The organism is Arthrobacter sp. 01T428, from assembly GCF_056398685.1.
In genome coordinates this window covers 40,242-56,261 of record NZ_JBFTPW010000029.1, presented here as the reverse complement: position 1 = coordinate 56,261, position 16,020 = coordinate 40,242, and the positions used below count along the sequence as shown (strand labels likewise).

The 16,020-nt window shown below is 64.3% G+C and carries 17 protein-coding genes; 8 read left to right on the top strand and 9 right to left on the bottom strand.

What is annotated here, in order from left to right:
* Positions 1-306 precede the first annotated feature (306 nt).
* The 4 genes from AC1DJB_RS22015 to pdhA form a co-directional block, all read right to left on the bottom strand.
* Positions 307-1,428 carry an IS110 family RNA-guided transposase gene (locus AC1DJB_RS22015; RefSeq protein WP_441432394.1) on the bottom strand — a complete coding sequence of 374 codons (1,122 nt, stop codon included), beginning with the start codon at positions 1,426-1,428 and terminating at the stop codon, positions 307-309.
* 294 nt (positions 1,429-1,722) lie between these two features.
* Positions 1,723-3,132 (bottom strand): dihydrolipoamide acetyltransferase family protein, encoded by a 1,410-nt coding sequence (locus AC1DJB_RS22010; protein ID WP_441438317.1) that lies wholly within the window; start codon positions 3,130-3,132, stop codon positions 1,723-1,725.
* A complete protein-coding gene (locus AC1DJB_RS22005; RefSeq protein WP_284989374.1) occupies positions 3,129-4,139 on the bottom strand; it encodes an alpha-ketoacid dehydrogenase subunit beta in 1,011 nt (336 codons plus the stop codon). Before AC1DJB_RS22005 ends, AC1DJB_RS22010 begins: the two co-directional genes overlap by 4 nt.
* Positions 4,139-5,305, bottom strand: a complete 1,167-nt coding sequence (gene pdhA, locus AC1DJB_RS22000) for a pyruvate dehydrogenase (acetyl-transferring) E1 component subunit alpha (RefSeq protein WP_441438318.1) — start codon at positions 5,303-5,305, stop codon at positions 4,139-4,141. Before pdhA ends, AC1DJB_RS22005 begins: the two co-directional genes overlap by 1 nt.
* Before the next feature lie 195 nt (positions 5,306-5,500).
* On the opposite strand from pdhA, the gene AC1DJB_RS21995 reads away from it, so the two are divergent.
* From AC1DJB_RS21995 to AC1DJB_RS21980, 4 genes are all read left to right on the top strand, one after another.
* On the top strand, positions 5,501-5,986 hold the full coding sequence (locus AC1DJB_RS21995; RefSeq protein ID WP_059387836.1) for an Lrp/AsnC family transcriptional regulator: 486 nt from the start codon (positions 5,501-5,503) through the stop codon (positions 5,984-5,986).
* Positions 5,987-6,132: 146 nt separating this feature from the next.
* Entirely contained in the window at positions 6,133-6,762 is a 630-nt protein-coding gene (locus tag AC1DJB_RS21990) for a hypothetical protein (protein ID WP_284989375.1), read from the top strand.
* Between the two features lie 127 nt (positions 6,763-6,889).
* A complete protein-coding gene (locus tag AC1DJB_RS21985; protein WP_059387837.1) occupies positions 6,890-7,303 on the top strand; it encodes a DUF4383 domain-containing protein in 414 nt (137 codons plus the stop codon).
* Between the two features lie 29 nt (positions 7,304-7,332).
* On the top strand, positions 7,333-7,896 hold the full coding sequence (locus AC1DJB_RS21980; RefSeq protein ID WP_345449760.1) for a hypothetical protein: 564 nt from the start codon (positions 7,333-7,335) through the stop codon (positions 7,894-7,896).
* 143 nt (positions 7,897-8,039) lie between these two features.
* On the opposite strand, the gene AC1DJB_RS21975 is transcribed toward AC1DJB_RS21980, so the two are convergent.
* Both AC1DJB_RS21975 and AC1DJB_RS21970 read right to left on the bottom strand, forming a co-directional pair.
* Complete coding sequence (locus AC1DJB_RS21975) at positions 8,040-9,656, bottom strand: solute symporter family protein (protein ID WP_307053526.1); 1,617 nt, start codon at positions 9,654-9,656, stop codon at positions 8,040-8,042.
* Positions 9,653-10,030 (bottom strand): DUF485 domain-containing protein, encoded by a 378-nt coding sequence (locus AC1DJB_RS21970; RefSeq protein WP_059387841.1) that lies wholly within the window; start codon positions 10,028-10,030, stop codon positions 9,653-9,655. The genes AC1DJB_RS21975 and AC1DJB_RS21970 overlap by 4 nt, the downstream gene beginning before the upstream one ends.
* 163 nt (positions 10,031-10,193) lie before the next feature.
* On the opposite strand from AC1DJB_RS21970, the gene AC1DJB_RS21965 reads away from it, so the two are divergent.
* From AC1DJB_RS21965 to AC1DJB_RS21950, 4 genes are read left to right on the top strand one after another with little or no spacing between them, the layout of a single operon-like run.
* Entirely contained in the window at positions 10,194-11,360 is a 1,167-nt protein-coding gene (locus AC1DJB_RS21965; RefSeq protein ID WP_476910824.1) for a histidine kinase, read from the top strand.
* 15 nt (positions 11,361-11,375) lie between these two features.
* Positions 11,376-12,095, top strand: coding sequence for a LytR/AlgR family response regulator transcription factor (locus AC1DJB_RS21960; RefSeq protein WP_284989378.1), 720 nt, complete (start codon positions 11,376-11,378; stop codon positions 12,093-12,095).
* A complete protein-coding gene (locus AC1DJB_RS21955; RefSeq protein WP_441438319.1) occupies positions 12,092-12,454 on the top strand; it encodes a DUF485 domain-containing protein in 363 nt (120 codons plus the stop codon). Before AC1DJB_RS21960 ends, AC1DJB_RS21955 begins: the two co-directional genes overlap by 4 nt.
* Positions 12,451-13,923: a sodium/solute symporter gene (locus AC1DJB_RS21950; protein WP_476910823.1), complete on the top strand. Its 1,473-nt coding sequence runs from the start codon at positions 12,451-12,453 to the stop codon at positions 13,921-13,923. Before AC1DJB_RS21955 ends, AC1DJB_RS21950 begins: the two co-directional genes overlap by 4 nt.
* Here AC1DJB_RS21950 and AC1DJB_RS21945 read toward each other — a convergent pair.
* From AC1DJB_RS21945 to frr, 3 genes are read right to left on the bottom strand one after another with little or no spacing between them, the layout of a single operon-like run.
* Positions 13,920-14,504 carry a DivIVA domain-containing protein gene (locus AC1DJB_RS21945; protein WP_441438320.1) on the bottom strand — a complete coding sequence of 195 codons (585 nt, stop codon included), beginning with the start codon at positions 14,502-14,504 and terminating at the stop codon, positions 13,920-13,922. The two genes, AC1DJB_RS21950 and AC1DJB_RS21945, sit on opposite strands and share 4 nt — an antisense overlap.
* A gap of 21 nt (positions 14,505-14,525) precedes the next feature.
* Positions 14,526-15,449: a phosphatidate cytidylyltransferase gene (locus tag AC1DJB_RS21940; RefSeq protein ID WP_306962769.1), complete on the bottom strand. Its 924-nt coding sequence runs from the start codon at positions 15,447-15,449 to the stop codon at positions 14,526-14,528.
* Positions 15,449-16,006, bottom strand: coding sequence for a ribosome recycling factor (gene frr / locus AC1DJB_RS21935; RefSeq protein ID WP_078105729.1), 558 nt, complete (start codon positions 16,004-16,006; stop codon positions 15,449-15,451). Before frr ends, AC1DJB_RS21940 begins: the two co-directional genes overlap by 1 nt.
* Positions 16,007-16,020: the final 14 nt, after the last annotated feature.

Below are 16,020 nucleotides of genomic sequence, written 5' to 3'. Positions count from 1 at the left end.
CCCAACTGATATGTAGAAGCTGTTGTCAAGAGGCAGTGGTGAGCGGCTCCCGGTTTTGGTGTCGGGGGCCGCTTTCCGTTGGGGTGCTGTCCGGGTGTGGTGGGTGTGCTGGCGGGTCTTGTGTTCGACTGCAGTGTCAGACTGATATTCGCGGGTTGCTTACCGCATGACGATTGTTCGGCTGGGGCGTATCGCTGTCTAACATCGGGCGTCAACGGTATGGCCCGCTTGCTCATAGTTGGGTCTCGAGTTGGGCCCCGGAGTGCTGCCACGTCACGTCCGCCATGCACCCGGACGGCACGTTGATCAGGCCGCGTTCATGCGGTCTCCTTGCCCGTGGTCGCCGTGCTGCAGGGGTGCGGCCAGGGACCAGCACCAGCCGGCGAGTTCCCTGGCGATCGCGGTGTTTGCCGTGACGGATCGTTTCTTGCGGGCGTCGAAGACTTCCCATTTGTGGTGGAGCCGGTGGTTGCCTTCCAGGGCCCTGATGCGGGTGGCCGGGCCGACCAGCTCCAGCTGGCGCAGCAGCCGTTCCCCGGGCCGGGAGTAGGGGCGCTGGTGCTGCCAGGCTGCCTCGATGAGGAGTTTCCGGGCGTATTTGCTGCCGGCTTTCGTGATCGGTCCCTGGTGGCGGGACTGGCCCGAGGATTGCTCGCTGGGGACCAGCCCCAGGTAGGAGCCGATGGAGGACCCGGTGAAGCGGGTCCAGTCCCCGATCTCCACGGCGAGCCCGAACCCGGTCGTGGTCTGGATGCCGCGCAAACACATCAACGCGTCGATCACCGGGGCGTACTGGCATTCCCTGGCGGCCGCCACGACGCGCTGATCGATGCGCTTGAGCTGTGCTGCGAGGAGCTCGGCCTGTTCCACATCGGCGTCGTAGGTGAACTGCAACACCGGGGAGTCAAACCGCTGCCGGTGCAGCCAGGCCCCGTGTTCCTTCGTCCACTTGGTCTCCTTCGGGTACCGGATGCCGTGCCGGAGCAGGATCGCATTCACCTGCTGGCGGGCGTGGGCGAGGTTCTTCGCCGCGGTGGACCGCAGCCGGGACAGGTCCCGCAGGTCTTCCTGGTCCCGCGTCGGGACCCGCACCTGGGTGATCTGGCCCAGGGCGAGCATCTCGGCGAGCAGGCGGGCATCACGCTTGTCGGTTTTGACCTTGTCGCTCGGGGCGCGGAGCAACTTGGAGGACGCCGCGACCACGCAGTCGATGCCGGCCTCGCGCAGGTACCGGGCCAGGACGTATCCGGTGGGGCCGGATTCATACACCACCTTCACCGGCGGCTCGCAGCGGCGGATCCACTCCAGCACCACCGCCGGGTCGGAGTCCATTTTCGCGTGCACCAGTTCGCCGGTCTCCGGGTTCAGTGCGCAGCCCACAACGGAAACCGCGTGAACATCGAGCCCGATGAAAGTATGCTCAAACATAGCCGCCAATTCCGCCGGGCCACAGGCCCCGCAGCGCCGCCCCCGGCACCAGGGATACCCCTCATGCCAGGCCGGCGCTGCGCGGCCGCCCGGCGACAATGGCCCGGTCCGGACGGGCAGGGAACGAACGCCCTCACTTCATATCGTCTAACTCCCCACCGCCACCCTTGCCTCGCAAGCTCGGCCAGGGAACCCTGACGGCGTGGGCCCAGCAGTTGTTGTCGTTTTGAGCCTCCAAAACGACAACAACTGCGAGCTAGTTGGGCCTGAACGCGCGGCTGGATGAACGCGCCGCTAGATCATGGTCATGACGGTTGCCGGGTCGGACAGGATCGCGCCCAGGTCGGCCAGGAACTTCGAGCCCTGTTCGCCGTCCACCAGTCGATGGTCGAAGGACAGGCTCAACGACATCACCTGGCGCACCGCGAGTTCGTCGTTGTGCACCCAAGGAGCTTTGCGCACCGATCCCAGCGCCACGATGGCAGCCTCGCCCGGGTTCAGGATGGGGGTTCCGGCGTCGATCCCGAACACGCCGATGTTCGTGATCGAAATGGTCCCGCCCGTCAGATCTGCCGGGGAAGACTTGCCTGAACGTGCCGTGTCCGTCAGCTCGGACAGCGCCGTGGACAGTTCCAGCAGCGTCATCTTGTCCGCTTCTTTGATGTTGGGAACAGTCAGACCCCGCGGAGTGGCGGCGGCGATACCCAGGTTCACGTAGTTGAACTGCACGATCTCCTGTGCGCCTTCGTCCCAGCGGGAGTTCAGCGTCGGGTTCCTGCGCAAGGCGATCAACACCGCCTTGGCCGCGATGGTCAACGGCGTGAGCTTGTACCCGGCAAATTCGCGACTCGCCTTGAGCCGCGTCAGCAGTTCCATGGTGGGCGTGACGTCAACGGTCAGGAACTCGGTCACATGCGGCGCCGTGAACGCACTTTGCACCATGGCAGCGGCCGTGAACTTCCGGACTCCCTTGATAGGTGTGCGGGTCTCGCGTTCAGTGGAAACCCCGACGGCGGACGCGGCGGCCTCGGGAGCGATGAGCTGCGGCTGGGACCCGGCCGCGAAGTCCTGGACATCCGAACGGGTGATCAGGCCTCCCGGTCCGGTTCCCTTGACCAGCTCGAGGTCGACTCCGAGATCCCTCGCCAGTTTGCGGACCGGAGGCGTGGACCGCGGACGCTCTTGCTCCGCTGCCTGCCCGCTTGGCACGGAGAGCGGTCCGGGCTGTTCAACCACTGGAACGGGCTCGACGGCGGGAACCGCTTCCCGGGCGGCCTCGCGTTCGCCGGTGCTTCCGTCAAAGGACCGCTGGCGGCGGGCCGGCCGTCCGGACTTTTCGACGACGGCGCCGTAGCCTACGAGGTTCGGCTCGCGCTTCGCCGCGGTCTCCGCGGGGCCTTCCACCGATGCGCCCGCAGCGGAACCGGCAACAGCGGAAGGCGAGGCTCCGGCGTCGTCGACTTCAAAGGACACGATCGGCTTGCCGACCTCCACAACCGAACCGGCCTGCTCGTGCAGGGCGGCCACGGTTCCGGCGAAGGGCGAAGGCAACTCGACCACGGCCTTGGCCGTCTCCACCTCGGCAATGACCTGGTTCAGGGTCACGGTGTCCCCCACCGCAACCTTCCAACTGAGAATTTCCGACTCCGTGAGTCCCTCGCCGAGGTCGGGCAGCCTGAATTCCTTGATCATGGTGGCGCTCATCCTTCCAGCCCGCTCAGGGAGTTGCCGCGGCCGAGTGCGCGGTCCACGCCGTCAAGGATCCTGTCCAGATCCGGCAAGTGGTGCATCTCGAGCTTTGAATACGGGTACGGAATGTCGAATCCCGTGATCCGGACCGGCGCCGATTCAAGGTAGTTGAAGCAACGCTCGGTGATGCTGGCGGCGATTTCGGCGCCGAGCCCGCCGGACTGCGCAGCCTCGTGGGTGATGACGAGCCTGCCGGTTTTGCGGACGGACGCCTCCACTGCCGGGAAATCGATCGGAGCCAGCGAGCGCAGGTCGATAACCTCCACCGAGACCCCTTCGTCGGTGGCGGCCATGGCGGCGTCGTTCGCGGTCTTCACGAGCGGTCCGTACGTCACCAAGGTGACGTCGCTGCCTGCGGTGACCACCCTTGCCTTCTCCATGGACAGCGCCGTGGACAGATCTGCGGTCTCGTCCACTTCACCCTTGTCGTGGTAGCGGCGCTTGGGCTCGAAGTACAGCACCGGATCGTCCGAGGCGATGGCCTGCTGGATCATGGTGTAGGCATCCTGCGGGTTGGAGACGCTGATGACGCGGAGGCCCGAGGTGTGGGTGAAGTACGCCTCCGGGGACTCGGAGTGGTGCTCGGGTGACCCGATCCCTCCACCGAAGGGAACGCGGATGGTGATGGGCATCTTGACGCGGCCCTGGGTACGGTAATGCATCTTGGCTACTTGGCTGACGATCTGGTCGAATGCCGGGTAGATGAAGCCGTCGAATTGGATTTCGCAGACCGGGCGGTAGCCGCGGTAGGCCAGTCCGACGGCGGTGCCGATGATCGCGGATTCCGCCAAGGGGGTGTCAACCACCCGGTGTTTGCCGAAGTCTTTCTGGAGGCCGTCGGTGACCCGGAAAACGCCACCGAGCGCACCGATGTCCTCACCCATGAGGACAACTTTGGGATCGTTTTCGAGGGACTTGCGCAGGCCGGCGTTGATGGCGCGGGCGAAAGTCAACTTGCTCATCAGAGTGCACCTTCCTGGGTTGATCCGCTGAAGCTTTCCAGATAGCGGGCGTAGTGGTCCTTCTGGCGTTCGATCCAGGAGTTGGGCGTGCTGTAGACGTGCTTGAAGAGGTCAAGTGGCGCGGGATCCGGCATGTTGATGACGCCTGACCGCAGGCTCCTTGCCACCTCGTCCGCCTTGGCCTGGGTCTTGGCTTCGACTTCTTCCGTCAGGAGGCCCTTGGTGCGGAGCAGCGCCTTGAGGCGGGCAATCGGGTCCTTGGCCGCCCAGTCCTCAAGCTCGTTGGCGTCGCGGTAACGGGTGGGATCATCCGCCGTCGTGTGCGGGCCCATGCGATAGGTCACCGCTTCGATGAACGTCGGTCCGCCGCCCTTGCGGGCCCGGTCCAACGCGATACGGGTGACGGCCAAAACAGCCAGGACGTCGTTCCCGTCGACGCGCATGCTGGGGATTCCGAAGCCCGAAGCACGGTCGGCGATCTGGATGTGGGACTGAATCCGGACGGGTTCGGAGATGGCCCAGTGGTTGTTCTGGCAGATGAAGACCACGGGTACCTGGAAGCTTGCCGCGAAGACCATTGCCTCGTTGACGTCGCCCTCGCTCGTCGCACCGTCTCCGAAGAGCGCCACCGCTACCGAGTCGGCGCCGTCGTGCTGGATACCCATGGCGTAGCCGGTTGCGTGCAGCGATTGCGAGCCGATGATGATCTGTTGGGTGGCAATGTTGTGCCGGTACGGGTCCCAGCCGGAGGAGGCATTGCCGCGCCAGGCACGGACCAAGTCCGTGGGCTCCACACCGCGGCAGTAGGCAACGCCGTTGTCCCGGTAGCTGGGGAAGACAAAGTCGTCGTCCCGCAGGGCCCGGCCGGAACCGATCTGCGATGCTTCCTGGCCCAGCAGGGGCGGCCACAAGGCCAGCTCTCCCTGACGCTGCAAGGCGGTGGCCTCGGCGTCGATGCGGCGGATGACCACCATGTCTTCGTACAGCGAGCACAGTTGCTCGTCCGTGACATCGCTGACCCAGAGATCGAACTCCGGGTGGCTGATGCGTTCCCCTTCCGGGGAAATCAGTTGGACCAGATCCCCGCCGGTCCGACGCGGGCTTGCTGCACTGATTCCGGGATTCGAAGCCTTGTAGGCGTCCTGGCCGGGTTCGTCCGTCAACACAGTTGATCGCACCTTTCAGCTCGTGCTCGCAGGCCTTTGGAGGGACTTGTGATCCACCCGCGGGCCAGCATCCGGGCGTCGTCGCCTGGATTAATTGTGACCCTACTCACAATGCTCATTGGGTACAACCACCGTTGGAAATTCTGCGCATTTTGCCCTACCTCGGGCAGGCGCACCGTGCTAACGTTGCGCATTATGCAAGCTTTAGATGGCACCGACACACGCCTGCTTTCGGCCATGGCGAAGGATCCACGCGGCACGGTTGTCGCCTTGGCGCAGAAGCTGGGACTGTCGCGGAATACGGTCCAGGCACGCATGGCCCTCCTGGAAAAGAAGCATGCGTTCCTCTCCTTCGAACGGCGCATCAACCCCGCCGCCCTTGGCTACCCCCTCATGGCGTTCATCTCGGTGCATGTGCAGCAGCAAAAGCTTGGACAGCTTGCCTTGGACCTCGCCGAAATCCCGGAAATCCTCGAGGGGTACGGCCTGACCGGTTCTGCGGACCTGCTGCTGCGGGTGGTGGCTCTCGACGCCGAGGATCTGTTCCGGATCAACGGCAAGATCCTTGCGTGCGACGGGGTGGAACGAACGGACACGGCCATGTCCATGGGGGAATTGATTCCCTTCCGGGTGCAGCCGCTTTTGAACCGGAATACCAAGAAGGCGCTCCGCACCGGCTGAGCGCGTTAAAGGGAGCCAGCCAAGCTCGATGATGCCCTTGCTCCGCGCCGGAATGTGCGATTTGATGCAGGTGGACGCTTTGGGGCCGGGTGGCGGCTTCCGTCCGGTTGGCGACGCAGGCCTGGCCGCCGGGAAGGGGAACCACCGTGAGCACCCCGCAGGTACCGCCGCAGCCGAACCAGGAACCGCAAGCCTTCCCGCCGGCGTGGGGCGGTGGAGCGCCGCAGTACGGCAGCACCCCGCCTTACGGTCCACCCGGCCAATACCCTGGCCCCTATGCGCAGCCAAACCTCTACGGCCCGCCGGGCCAATACCCCGGCCCGTACGGAATGCCCGTCCCGCCGCCAGCGAAGAAGCGAAAGCTCCTCTGGATCCTCCTTGGAGCGGGCGGCGCGGTCCTGGTGCTGATCATTGTGGGGATCGTCGTGCTGGTCAATCTGTTGGGAAATGCAACGAACAGGGCCATGGCCGTCTCTGATGATTTCACCCGCCTGATCGTGAACGGCCAAAGCTCGCAAGCCTACGACCAGTACATGGACCCTGTCCTCACCCAAAGCTTGACGAAAGAGGAGTTCGTTTCCGGCGTCGCGGGCCTCGGTCTGGACAACAGCTGCAAGCCCCACTATGACTCGGTGAACGTCAGTTCGGTCAACGGAACCAATACGGCCAACCTTGCTGGAACCCTGCAGTGCCAAGGCAAAATCCTCAATTTCAGGTACAGCTTTGAAGGCAATGATTTGAAGATGGACGCCATCCGTCTCCAGCCACAAGGTTGACGTCGAAAAAATTCGTCCGATCCCACCCATCCATAGCGCCGGGTGGTCCGAATCTCTGGTTGAGAGCCCCGTCCGGGGTTTCGAACACAGGCCGGATACAAACCGGCCATACCGGAAGGTTTGGACCATGCGCACTTCGCCCAACCGCCTGATCGCCACCATCTTTGGAGCCGTCTACCTGCTCGTGGGTGTCGTTGGATTCTTCGTCACCTCGGGAATTGGATTCTTCGCTACCGAGGGTGCCAATCTGATCATCTTTGCGGTAAACCCCCTGCACAACATCATCCACCTCGCTATCGGCGCCGCCCTGCTCTACGCGGGCATGAACAGCACCGTGCTGTCCAAGACCATCAACACCACAGTCGGTGCGGTCTACTTGCTTGTCGGCATCCTCGGACTGTTCCTCGTGGGCTCCGCGCTGAACATCATTGCCCTTAACGGCGCAGACAACGTCCTGCACTTGGCCAGCGCTGTGGTCCTCCTCGGCATCGGCCTCTCGCAGGACAAGGTTCCGGCCACCACCGCCAGGGCCCACGTCTAGAAAACCCGGAAATCCGGAAGGAGCCGTCCGTGTCAGCTCAAGCAGCGACGTCCGTAGGACCCACCGCCGGGGCATCCCTCACCCTGTTTTCGTGTTTCGCGGGAATGGGGGCCGGCCTCGTGGAGCTTTCCATCGCATCCAGCTACATTTCGGGCCGGGGACCCCTTGTGTGGGCGGGCGGCATCTTCGCGGCCTGGGGCCTGGCGCTTCTCGCCAGCTCGATTGGCAGCCTCCAACGGGGGCGGCTCCGGTTCCGTAAACCAACAACCCTGGGCCTCCTCGCGGCCGTTCTGGTCCACGTCGGATTCCTGGTTGCCGGCATGGCCCAAAGAGTGCTCGACGGCGGGCATCTGGCAGCTCTGTTCCTGGTCCTGATGGCACTGGGATCCTCTGCCTGGCTCGCCCGAAGGTTCCGCGACGACGTCGGCGGAGTAGCGCAGGCTCCCCCGCGGGCCGGCGCGCTTTTGGGCGCAGCCTTTGCCGCCGCCGTCGTGGTCGCAGCAATTACGACGCCGGGACTCGCCGCCTCGGTGGCCGGAGCGCATGCCGTCCCGCACGGAGAGCACTCCCTGCCGGGCGGCCACAACCACTAAGCGGATGCCCGCTCACCTTTGGTTGAAAAATGCGGATCCCTCCTGCAGATCTTTCTGCAGGAGGGATCCGCCATTTGGCCTTGTTTGTGAGCGAGCGTCACTCCGAAGGGCCTTGTTTGTGAGCGAGCGTCGGACGGGTACTCCTAGTGGTTCACCGCTTTCTCGGCTCCGACGCCGGTCAGGGAGCGGACTTCCATCTCGGCCTGTTTCGCCGTGTCTTCGCGCCGCTTGTCCACCATGGTTCCGAGCCAGCCGAGCAGGAAGGCGAGTGGGATGGACACGATTCCCGGGTTGCTCAGCGGGAAGACAGCGAAGTTGGCACCCGGGATCATGGACGTCTTGGCGCCGGAAACAACCGGCGACAAGGCAATCAGGATGATGGCCGCCGCAAGTCCGCCGTACATGCTCCAGGTGGCGCCCTGGGTGGTGAACTTCTTCCAGAACAGGGAGTAGAGGATGGTCGGCAAATTCGCGGACGCCGCCACTGCGAAAGCGAGGGCAACGAGGAACGCTACGTTCTGCCCATTGGCGAAAATACCGCCAATGATCGCAAGGACCCCGATGACCACCACAGTCCGCCGGGCCACTTTTACCTCGGTTCCGGCGCCGGCTTTGCCCTTGGAAATGACGTTCGCATAGATATCGTGGGCGAACGACGCCGCTGCCGTGATGGTCAAACCCGCCACCACCGCCAGGATCGTGGCGAACGCGACGGCCGAGATGAAGCCCAGCAGCAACGGCCCGCCCAGGTGGAACGCCAGGAGCGGCGCCGCGGAGTTCACCCCGCCCGGGGCCGATTTGATGGTGTCGGCTCCAACGAGGGCTGCCGCGCCGTAGCCGAGGACCAGGGTAAACAGGTAGAACAACCCGATCAGCCAGATGGACCAGACCACCGATTTGCGGGCTTCCTTGGCCGTTGGCACGGTGTAGAAGCGCATCAGCACGTGTGGCAGGGCGGCTGTGCCAAGGACGAGCGCCATCCCAAGGGACAGGAAATCGAGCTTGGAAGTGTCGGTCTTGCCGTACTGCAGGCCGGGGTTCAGCACGTTGGGGTTCTTGGCGGTATCCGCTGCGGCACCCAACAGGTTGGACAGGTTGAAGCCGTAGATGGACAGCACCCAGAGCGTCATGACTGCCGCACCGCAGATGAGCAGCACGGCCTTGATGATCTGGACCCAGGTGGTGCCCTTCATTCCGCCGATCAGCACGTACATGATCATGAGGGCGCCGACGACGACGATCACCAGGGCTTGCCCGCCCCAGTCGCCGATGCCCAGGAGCAAGGAAATGAGGCTTCCGGCGCCGGCCATCTGCGCCAGCAGGTAGAAAAAGCAGACGACCAAAGTCGTGAGGGCCGCGGCGATCCGCACCGGGCGCTGGCGCAGCCGGAAGGAAAGCACATCGGCCATGGTGAACTTACCCGTGTTGCGCATGAGTTCGGCGACAAGCAGCAACGCGACAAGCCATGCGACGAGGAACCCGATCGAATACAGGAAGCCGTCGTAGCCGTTGACGGCGATCGCCCCGGTGATCCCGAGGAAGGAGGCCGCGGAGAGGTAGTCGCCGGCGATGGCGGTGCCGTTCTGCGAACCGGTGAACGAGCGCCCGGCAGCATAGTAGTCGGCAGCCGTTTTGTTGTTCCGGCTGGCCCGGAAGACGATCACCATGGTGACCAGGACGAACAGGGCGAAGATACCCATGTTCAACAGCGTGGTGTCCTTCAGAGCGGCAACGTTGACCATCGGGACCATGGCACTCATTTCGCCGCCCCCCTCACGGTGCTGCCCTTGTCGAACTCATGGCCCTCGATCTCATTCCGGATTTCCGTGGCTATCGGGTCCAGCTTCCGGTTGGAGTAGTGAACGTACCAGCCCGTAATTCCGAAAGTTGAGACGAACTGCAGCAGGCCCAAGACCAGGCCGACGTTGATGTTGCCCCACAGCTTGGTGGACATGAAGCCCACCGCGTAGTCAGCCAGCAGGACGTAGGCGAAGTACCAAAGCAGGAATGCGATGGCCATTGGAAAGACAAAACTGCGGTGGCGCTTGCGAAGCTCCTGAAACTGCCCCGTTTGCTGGACTTCCTGGAAATCAACGGACGCCGCTGCGTCCGGTGTCTGGGCCTCGTTACCCATGGCTTCCTCCTGGTTGTGGACGTCTACATCGACCACACACTCCTGGCCGATGTGACTGGAATCACTATCGCCGCGCAGCTTCGCCACTTCCAGATTCACCGGCATAGGCGTCGCCCAGCGGACACGTTGCTGCGCCGAACGGCGGGTTCGCTAGTCTTGCTCCATGCCGGATTCCCCGCTCGTCACCGCCGCCGCCATTGCGGTCATCGTGCTCGCCGTGGCGATCGTCGTCGGGGTCGGCCTCAAGGTGATCCGTTCCTTCCGCGAGCTGGGAACAGACGCCGAGAGGGCCACCTACCAAACCCTGCACGCGGCGTCGCGCGCTGGACAGCACCTGCGCACCGGGCTCCACGCGGCGGGAGCTGCCAAGGCAAGCAAGCAATTGCGTTCCCTGCTTGGCTGCGACGCCCTGGCGATCACCGACACCGAGTCAGTCCTGGCGTGGGATGGCGCGGCGGAAGAAGTCAAAGCCTCCCTGATGGAGCTCGCCTCCGGGGTTCTCTCCGACGGACGGACCGTGGTTGTCCCGGCGTCGCACGAGCTGAACGCCGTCGTGGCACCGATCAGGGCCGGAAACCGCGTGGTGGGGGCGGTCGCCGCCTTCGCGCCGCAAACCGGTGCGGGGTTGGTCCGGGCGACAAGCGAGCTGGCCGACTGGGTGGCGGTGCAAGTGGAGTTGGCCGAACTCGACGCTTCCCGCACCTTGCTCATGGAGGCCGAAGTCCGGGCCTTGCGCGCACAAATCAGCCCCCACTTCATCTACAACTCGCTCAACGCCATTGCGTCGTTCATCAACACCGATCCCGCCAGGGCACGCGAGTTGGTGGTCGAGTTCGCGGATTTCACTCGGTACTCCTTCCGCCGCCACGGGGATTTCACCACCTTGGCGGAAGAACTCCGGAGCATCGACCGCTACTTGCTGTTGGAGAAGGCACGCTTCGGAGACCGGGTACAAGTGAGCCTCAGGATCGCGCCCGAAGTCCTGAGCACGGTGATTCCCTTCCTGAGCCTGCAACCGCTCGTGGAAAACGCCGTGCGCCATGGGCTTGAAGCGAAGGAAGGACCCGGGCACATCACCATCTGCGCCAACGACTCCGGCGCTTTCGCGGAGGTCACCATCGAGGACGACGGCGTGGGCATTGATCCGGAACACCTGCGCTCGGTCCTGGCGGGACACGCCGACGGCGACCATGTTGGACTGCGAAACGTCGATGCCCGCCTTCGGCAGGTCTACGGGGACGAACACGGCCTCGTCATCGAAACCGCACCGGGCGAGGGCACCTTGATCACCATCCGCGTGCCAAAGTCCCAGCCGAGCCATGATGCCTGAGGCTAATCTATAACCATGATCAACGTACTCGTCGCCGACGACGAGCTCCCGGCGGTTGAAGAGCTCGCCTTCCTGCTGGGCCGGGACGAGCGTATCGGCGCAATCCACCGCGCAATCTCGGGCGCCGAAGCCCTCAGCGCCCTCGAAACGGAATCCGTGGACGCGGTCTTCCTGGACATCCACATGCCCGCGCTTTCCGGTTTGGACATCGCCCGCGCCATCTCGCGCAGCCCCCGCCCTCCCGCCGTCGTCTTCGTGACCGCCGACGAAGACTGCGCGCTGGAGGCATTCGAACTGGCTGCCGTCGACTACCTGCTCAAGCCGGTGCGTGCCGAACGCCTGGCGAGGTCCGTCAGCCGCATCAGCGAGCTCATCAAGGACGGCAGCAAGGTACCGGAGATGATCACGGTTGACCAAGGCGGAACAACCCGGATGATCCGGAGGGACGACGTCAGCTATGTCCAGGCCCAGGGAGACTACGCCCGGCTGCACACCGCGGAGGCAAGCTACCTGATCCGGGTACCCCTGAGCGACCTCGAACAGCAGTGGGCGGAAGCCGGATTCATCCGCATCCACCGCTCATACCTGATGTCGCTGAACCACGTGGGGCACATGAAACTTGCCGCCGCACGCCCCAGCGTCACGGTGGCCGGAGCCGAACTGCCGATCAGCCGCAGGCACCTTCCGGCCGTGCGGGACAAGCTCGAGGCCACCCGGATCCGGCCCCAAGGATGACGCGGGTGAGGGTTACGGCCCCGCAATCAGTTGCCAGGGTAGCCCCCAAGCGTCCGTACAATTCGCGCGAGGCCGCCGAAGACTCCGACGTCGGGCAGGTCTTCGTCCGGTCACTCATCCGTTCGCAGTTGCGCCTTGCCGTAGTTGTGGCTTCCGGATTCCTGCTGCTGCTGGCCGCCTACGGTGCCATGGTGGCGCTGGTCCCCCAGCTCGCGCAGATGCGGATTCTGGGCGTCCCGGTAAATTGGATCATCCTTGGAGTAGCGCTCTATCCGGTGATCGGCCTGAGCGCATGGCTCTACAACCGCTCCGCGGCACGGAACGAAGCCCGCTACCGCGATCTTGTGGAGGAGAAGTGAATCCCGCCGTCGGGCTCGCGGCTTTTCTGGGCGTGGCGCTTGCGACTGCGGGGATCGGCTTCTACGGCCTGCGCATTTCGCGCACCACGAGCGACTTCTACGTAGCATCCCGCACTGTCCGGCCGTGGTGGAATGCCTCGGCGATCGGCGGCGAGTACTTGTCGGCAGCGAGTTTCCTGGGCGTCGCGGGGCTGATCCTGTTGACGGGGACGGATGCTCTGTGGTTCCCCGTGGGCTACACGGCCGGCTACCTGATGCTCTTGCTGTTCGTGGCTGCCCCCTTGCGCCGATCGGGTGCCTACACGATTCCGGATTTCACGGAGGCCAGGCTCCAGTCGAAAGCCGTCCGCCGCGTCACGAGCCTTGTGGTTGTTGCTGTCGGATGGCTCTACATCGTGCCGCAACTTCAGGGCGCCGGGCTCACCATCCGGATCAGCACGGGATTGCCTTCCTGGGTGGGCTCCATCGCCGTCGTCGCGGTGGTCTGCGTCACGGTAGTGGCCGGTGGCATGCGTTCCATCACCTTCGTACAGGCTTTCCAATATTGGCTCAAGCTCACAGCGTTGGCCGTTCCTGTGGTGTACCTGCTGCTGAACCAGTCGGGCGGCGGCTCACCGGTCCTGGCGGAGGCGTCGAGCAATCCCACGGGCCTTCCCGCGGCCGGGCTCTACCAAACTGTTTCGCTCCTGGTGGCGCTGCTTTTCGGAACGCTGGGACTCCCCCACGTCCTCGTCCGCTTCTACACCAACCCGGACGGCCAATCGGCGCGGCGGACCACCCTCATCGTATTGGGCCTGTTGTCGGTCTTCTATCTATTCCCGACGGCGTCCGGCCTGCTTGGTCGGGTCTTCGCTCCTGAGCTTCCACGCAGCGGACGGCCCGACGCCTTGGTCCTGCTGCTGCCTGGAAAGCTGCTGGGTGGAGTGCCGGGCGATCTCCTGTCGGCATTGGTGGTTGCCGGCGCGTTTGCCGCATTCCTCTCGACGACGTCGGGATTGGTGGTTTCGCTGGCCGGCGTCATCAGCCAGGACCTTCTTGGCGGGAGCGTGCGCGGATTCCGGGTGGCCGCCCTCCTGGCCGCCCTCGTCCCCTTGGCCTTTGCATTCACGACGGATTCAATGGCCTTGGCCGGCAGCGTAGGGCTGGTGTTCGCCTTCACGGCGTCCACCATTTGTCCTGTCCTGCTGCTCGGCATTTGGTGGCGCGGCCTGAGCGACGCAGGCGCGATTGCCGGCATGCTGACGGGAGCCGTCCTCTGCGGGGGTGCGCTGGTATCGAGTACGGTCATCGGTTCCGCAGCGCCCGGATGGATTGCCCAGCCCGCGGCGTGGACGGTGCCTGCCGCGTTTGCCGTGATGGTGCTCGTCTCACGGGCCACGAAACACCGGGTACCCGGGACTGTCACCCGGCTGATGACCAGGCTTCACGTCCCGGAACGGCCGGTGGCCACGGAGCGCCAGCTCCGCTAGTCGATCGCCGCCATGAGCTCGACAACCCGGTCGAGGAAGGCATCAACCTGCGCCTCTTCGTAGCCGTCCCGCCCGCGGGCCTCGGAGAAAGCGGCTCGGCGGACGTTGTCGACGCTCAGCGGTTTGTCGTTTTCGAGGTAACCGATCAGGGAGACGCACAAGGCATCGACCTCGGCGATGTTGTAGCTGTGCGCACGCTTCTTGTCCGGCCGGCGGAAACGCTCGCCATCAGGCCGGTGCAAGCGGCCCCGCAACACTCCTGAGAGTTTGCCGATCTTCAGCAACCAGGCTTCCTCGCCTTCGGCCGCTATCAGCTCGTCGCGTTCACGCCGGGCGAAGGCATCTTCGAGGCGGTCCAACGCGGCGTCCACAGCGGTAGCGTCGTAGCCGCCCTTGACAGGATCAAACGAAACCGCGCGGACATCGCTGCTGACGATTTTCTCCGACGCCTCGGCCCGGTTTTCGAACGACAACCGGGCGCGCTGGAAAAACTGGTCAACTTGCTTTGCGTTGTAGCCATACTTGCTGTGCGCCACGCGCTCAAATGCTGCGGGGATCTGGCGACGAATGTCCACTGCCACTGCTTTCCTTCTGGGTGGTTATCAGGCGCCGCTCAACAGCGCGAAAAGAATATATGCTGCCGGGGCCGCGAAGACGATCGAGTCGAGGCGGTCCATGACCCCGCCGTGTCCGGGCAGGATACTGCTCATGTCTTTGACGCCAAGTTCCCGTTTGACCATGGATTCCGCGAGGTCACCGGCAGTAGCGGCGGCCACCATGCCCACGGCAAGCACCACCCCGACCCACCAAGGCCTGCCCAAGACGAAAACGCTGGCGAGGATCCCGATGACCATGGCACCTGCCACTGAGCCCGCGAACCCTTCCCAGGTCTTTTTGGGGCTGATCTTGGGGGCCATCGGGTGCTTCCCGAAGAGTGCCCCTACGAGGTACCCGAAAGTGTCGTTGGACACCACCAGCAGCAGCATCACGGCAATCTGCCAGGCACCCGCGGGAACCTGCCCGCCGGGCCAGGGACCCGCCGTCGTCGCTCCCCCGCCTGCATGGAGGGGCACGATGGCAAAGCTGATCAGGAAAGGCACCCAGGCAAGCGTGAAGATTCCGGAGAAGACGCTGCGTGGAGCTCCCGCGGCGCTTTCGAGGGAACGCCAGAGCAGGACCGCCGTGCTGCTCAGCACCATCGCGAAGAGCAGGCTTTCGGTGCCACCGAAGTAAGCCGCAAGCGGCATCGCCACGGTACCTGTCAACACGGGGATGATCGGCATCCTGGTGTCCTGGCCTTCGAGCGCACGGAAAATTTCCCACACGCCGAGGACCGCAAACGCAGTGGTCAGGAGAACGAACCCCAACGGCAGGAACAGCAGCCCGCCGAGGACGGCGAAGAGCATGGCGAGTCCGACGCCGATGGCGGCCGGAAGATTCCGGCCCGCCTTGGGCGTCGGGTTGCCTCGTTGGCGTCTGGCGCGTGTGGGAATCCCCTGCGCGGGCGCCGGCTCAGCCTCGCTCATCAGACCTCGAGCAGCTCGGCTTCCTTGCGCTTGAGGAGCTCGTCGATACCGTCGACGTGTGCCTTGGTGATAGCGTCGAGTTCCTTTTCACCGCGGGCACCCTCGTCTTCGCCGGCTTCGCCGTCCTTGACGAGCTTGTCCAGGGCGTCCTTGGCCTTGCGCCGGATGCTTCGGATGGAAACCTTTGCGTCCTCACCCTTGCCTTTGACGATCTTGACGTATTCCTTGCGGCGTTCCTGGGTGAGCTCCGGGATAGTGATCCGGATGACGTTGCCGTCGTTGGACGGATTGGCGCCGACCTCGGAGTCGCTCAGGGCCCTTTCGATATCGCGCATTGAGGTCTTGTCAAAGGGCGTGATCAGGATGGTCCTGGCGTCCGGGATAGCGAAGGAAGCCAGCTGCTGCAGCGGTGTGGGGGTGCCGTAGTATTCCACGATCACCTTGTTGTAGAGTCCGGGGTTCGCGCGGCCGGTACGGATCGACGCGAAATCCTCCTTGGCTACCTCGACCGCCTTGTCCATCTTTTCCCCGGCTTCGAGCAAGGTTTCTTCGATCACGGTTTCTCCTCAGA

Excerpts from the sequence above, each read along its gene's own strand:
- AC1DJB_RS22015 (WP_441432394.1), bottom strand. The coding sequence starts at position 1,428 with ATGTTTGAGCATACTTTCATCGGGCTCGATGTTCACGCGGTTTCCGTT.
- AC1DJB_RS22010 (WP_441438317.1), bottom strand. The coding sequence starts at position 3,132 with ATGAGCGCCACCATGATCAAGGAATTCAGGCTGCCCGACCTCGGCGAG.
- AC1DJB_RS22005 (WP_284989374.1), bottom strand. The coding sequence starts at position 4,139 with ATGAGCAAGTTGACTTTCGCCCGCGCCATCAACGCCGGCCTGCGCAAG.
- AC1DJB_RS21995 (WP_059387836.1), top strand. The coding sequence starts at position 5,501 with ATGCAAGCTTTAGATGGCACCGACACACGCCTGCTTTCGGCCATGGCG.
- AC1DJB_RS21985 (WP_059387837.1), top strand. The coding sequence starts at position 6,890 with ATGCGCACTTCGCCCAACCGCCTGATCGCCACCATCTTTGGAGCCGTC.
- AC1DJB_RS21975 (WP_307053526.1), bottom strand. The coding sequence starts at position 9,656 with ATGAGTGCCATGGTCCCGATGGTCAACGTTGCCGCTCTGAAGGACACC.
- AC1DJB_RS21970 (WP_059387841.1), bottom strand. The coding sequence starts at position 10,030 with ATGGGTAACGAGGCCCAGACACCGGACGCAGCGGCGTCCGTTGATTTC.
- AC1DJB_RS21965 (WP_476910824.1), top strand. The coding sequence starts at position 10,194 with ATGCCGGATTCCCCGCTCGTCACCGCCGCCGCCATTGCGGTCATCGTG.
- AC1DJB_RS21960 (WP_284989378.1), top strand. The coding sequence starts at position 11,376 with ATGATCAACGTACTCGTCGCCGACGACGAGCTCCCGGCGGTTGAAGAG.
- AC1DJB_RS21955 (WP_441438319.1), top strand. The coding sequence starts at position 12,092 with ATGACGCGGGTGAGGGTTACGGCCCCGCAATCAGTTGCCAGGGTAGCC.
- AC1DJB_RS21940 (WP_306962769.1), bottom strand. The coding sequence starts at position 15,449 with ATGAGCGAGGCTGAGCCGGCGCCCGCGCAGGGGATTCCCACACGCGCC.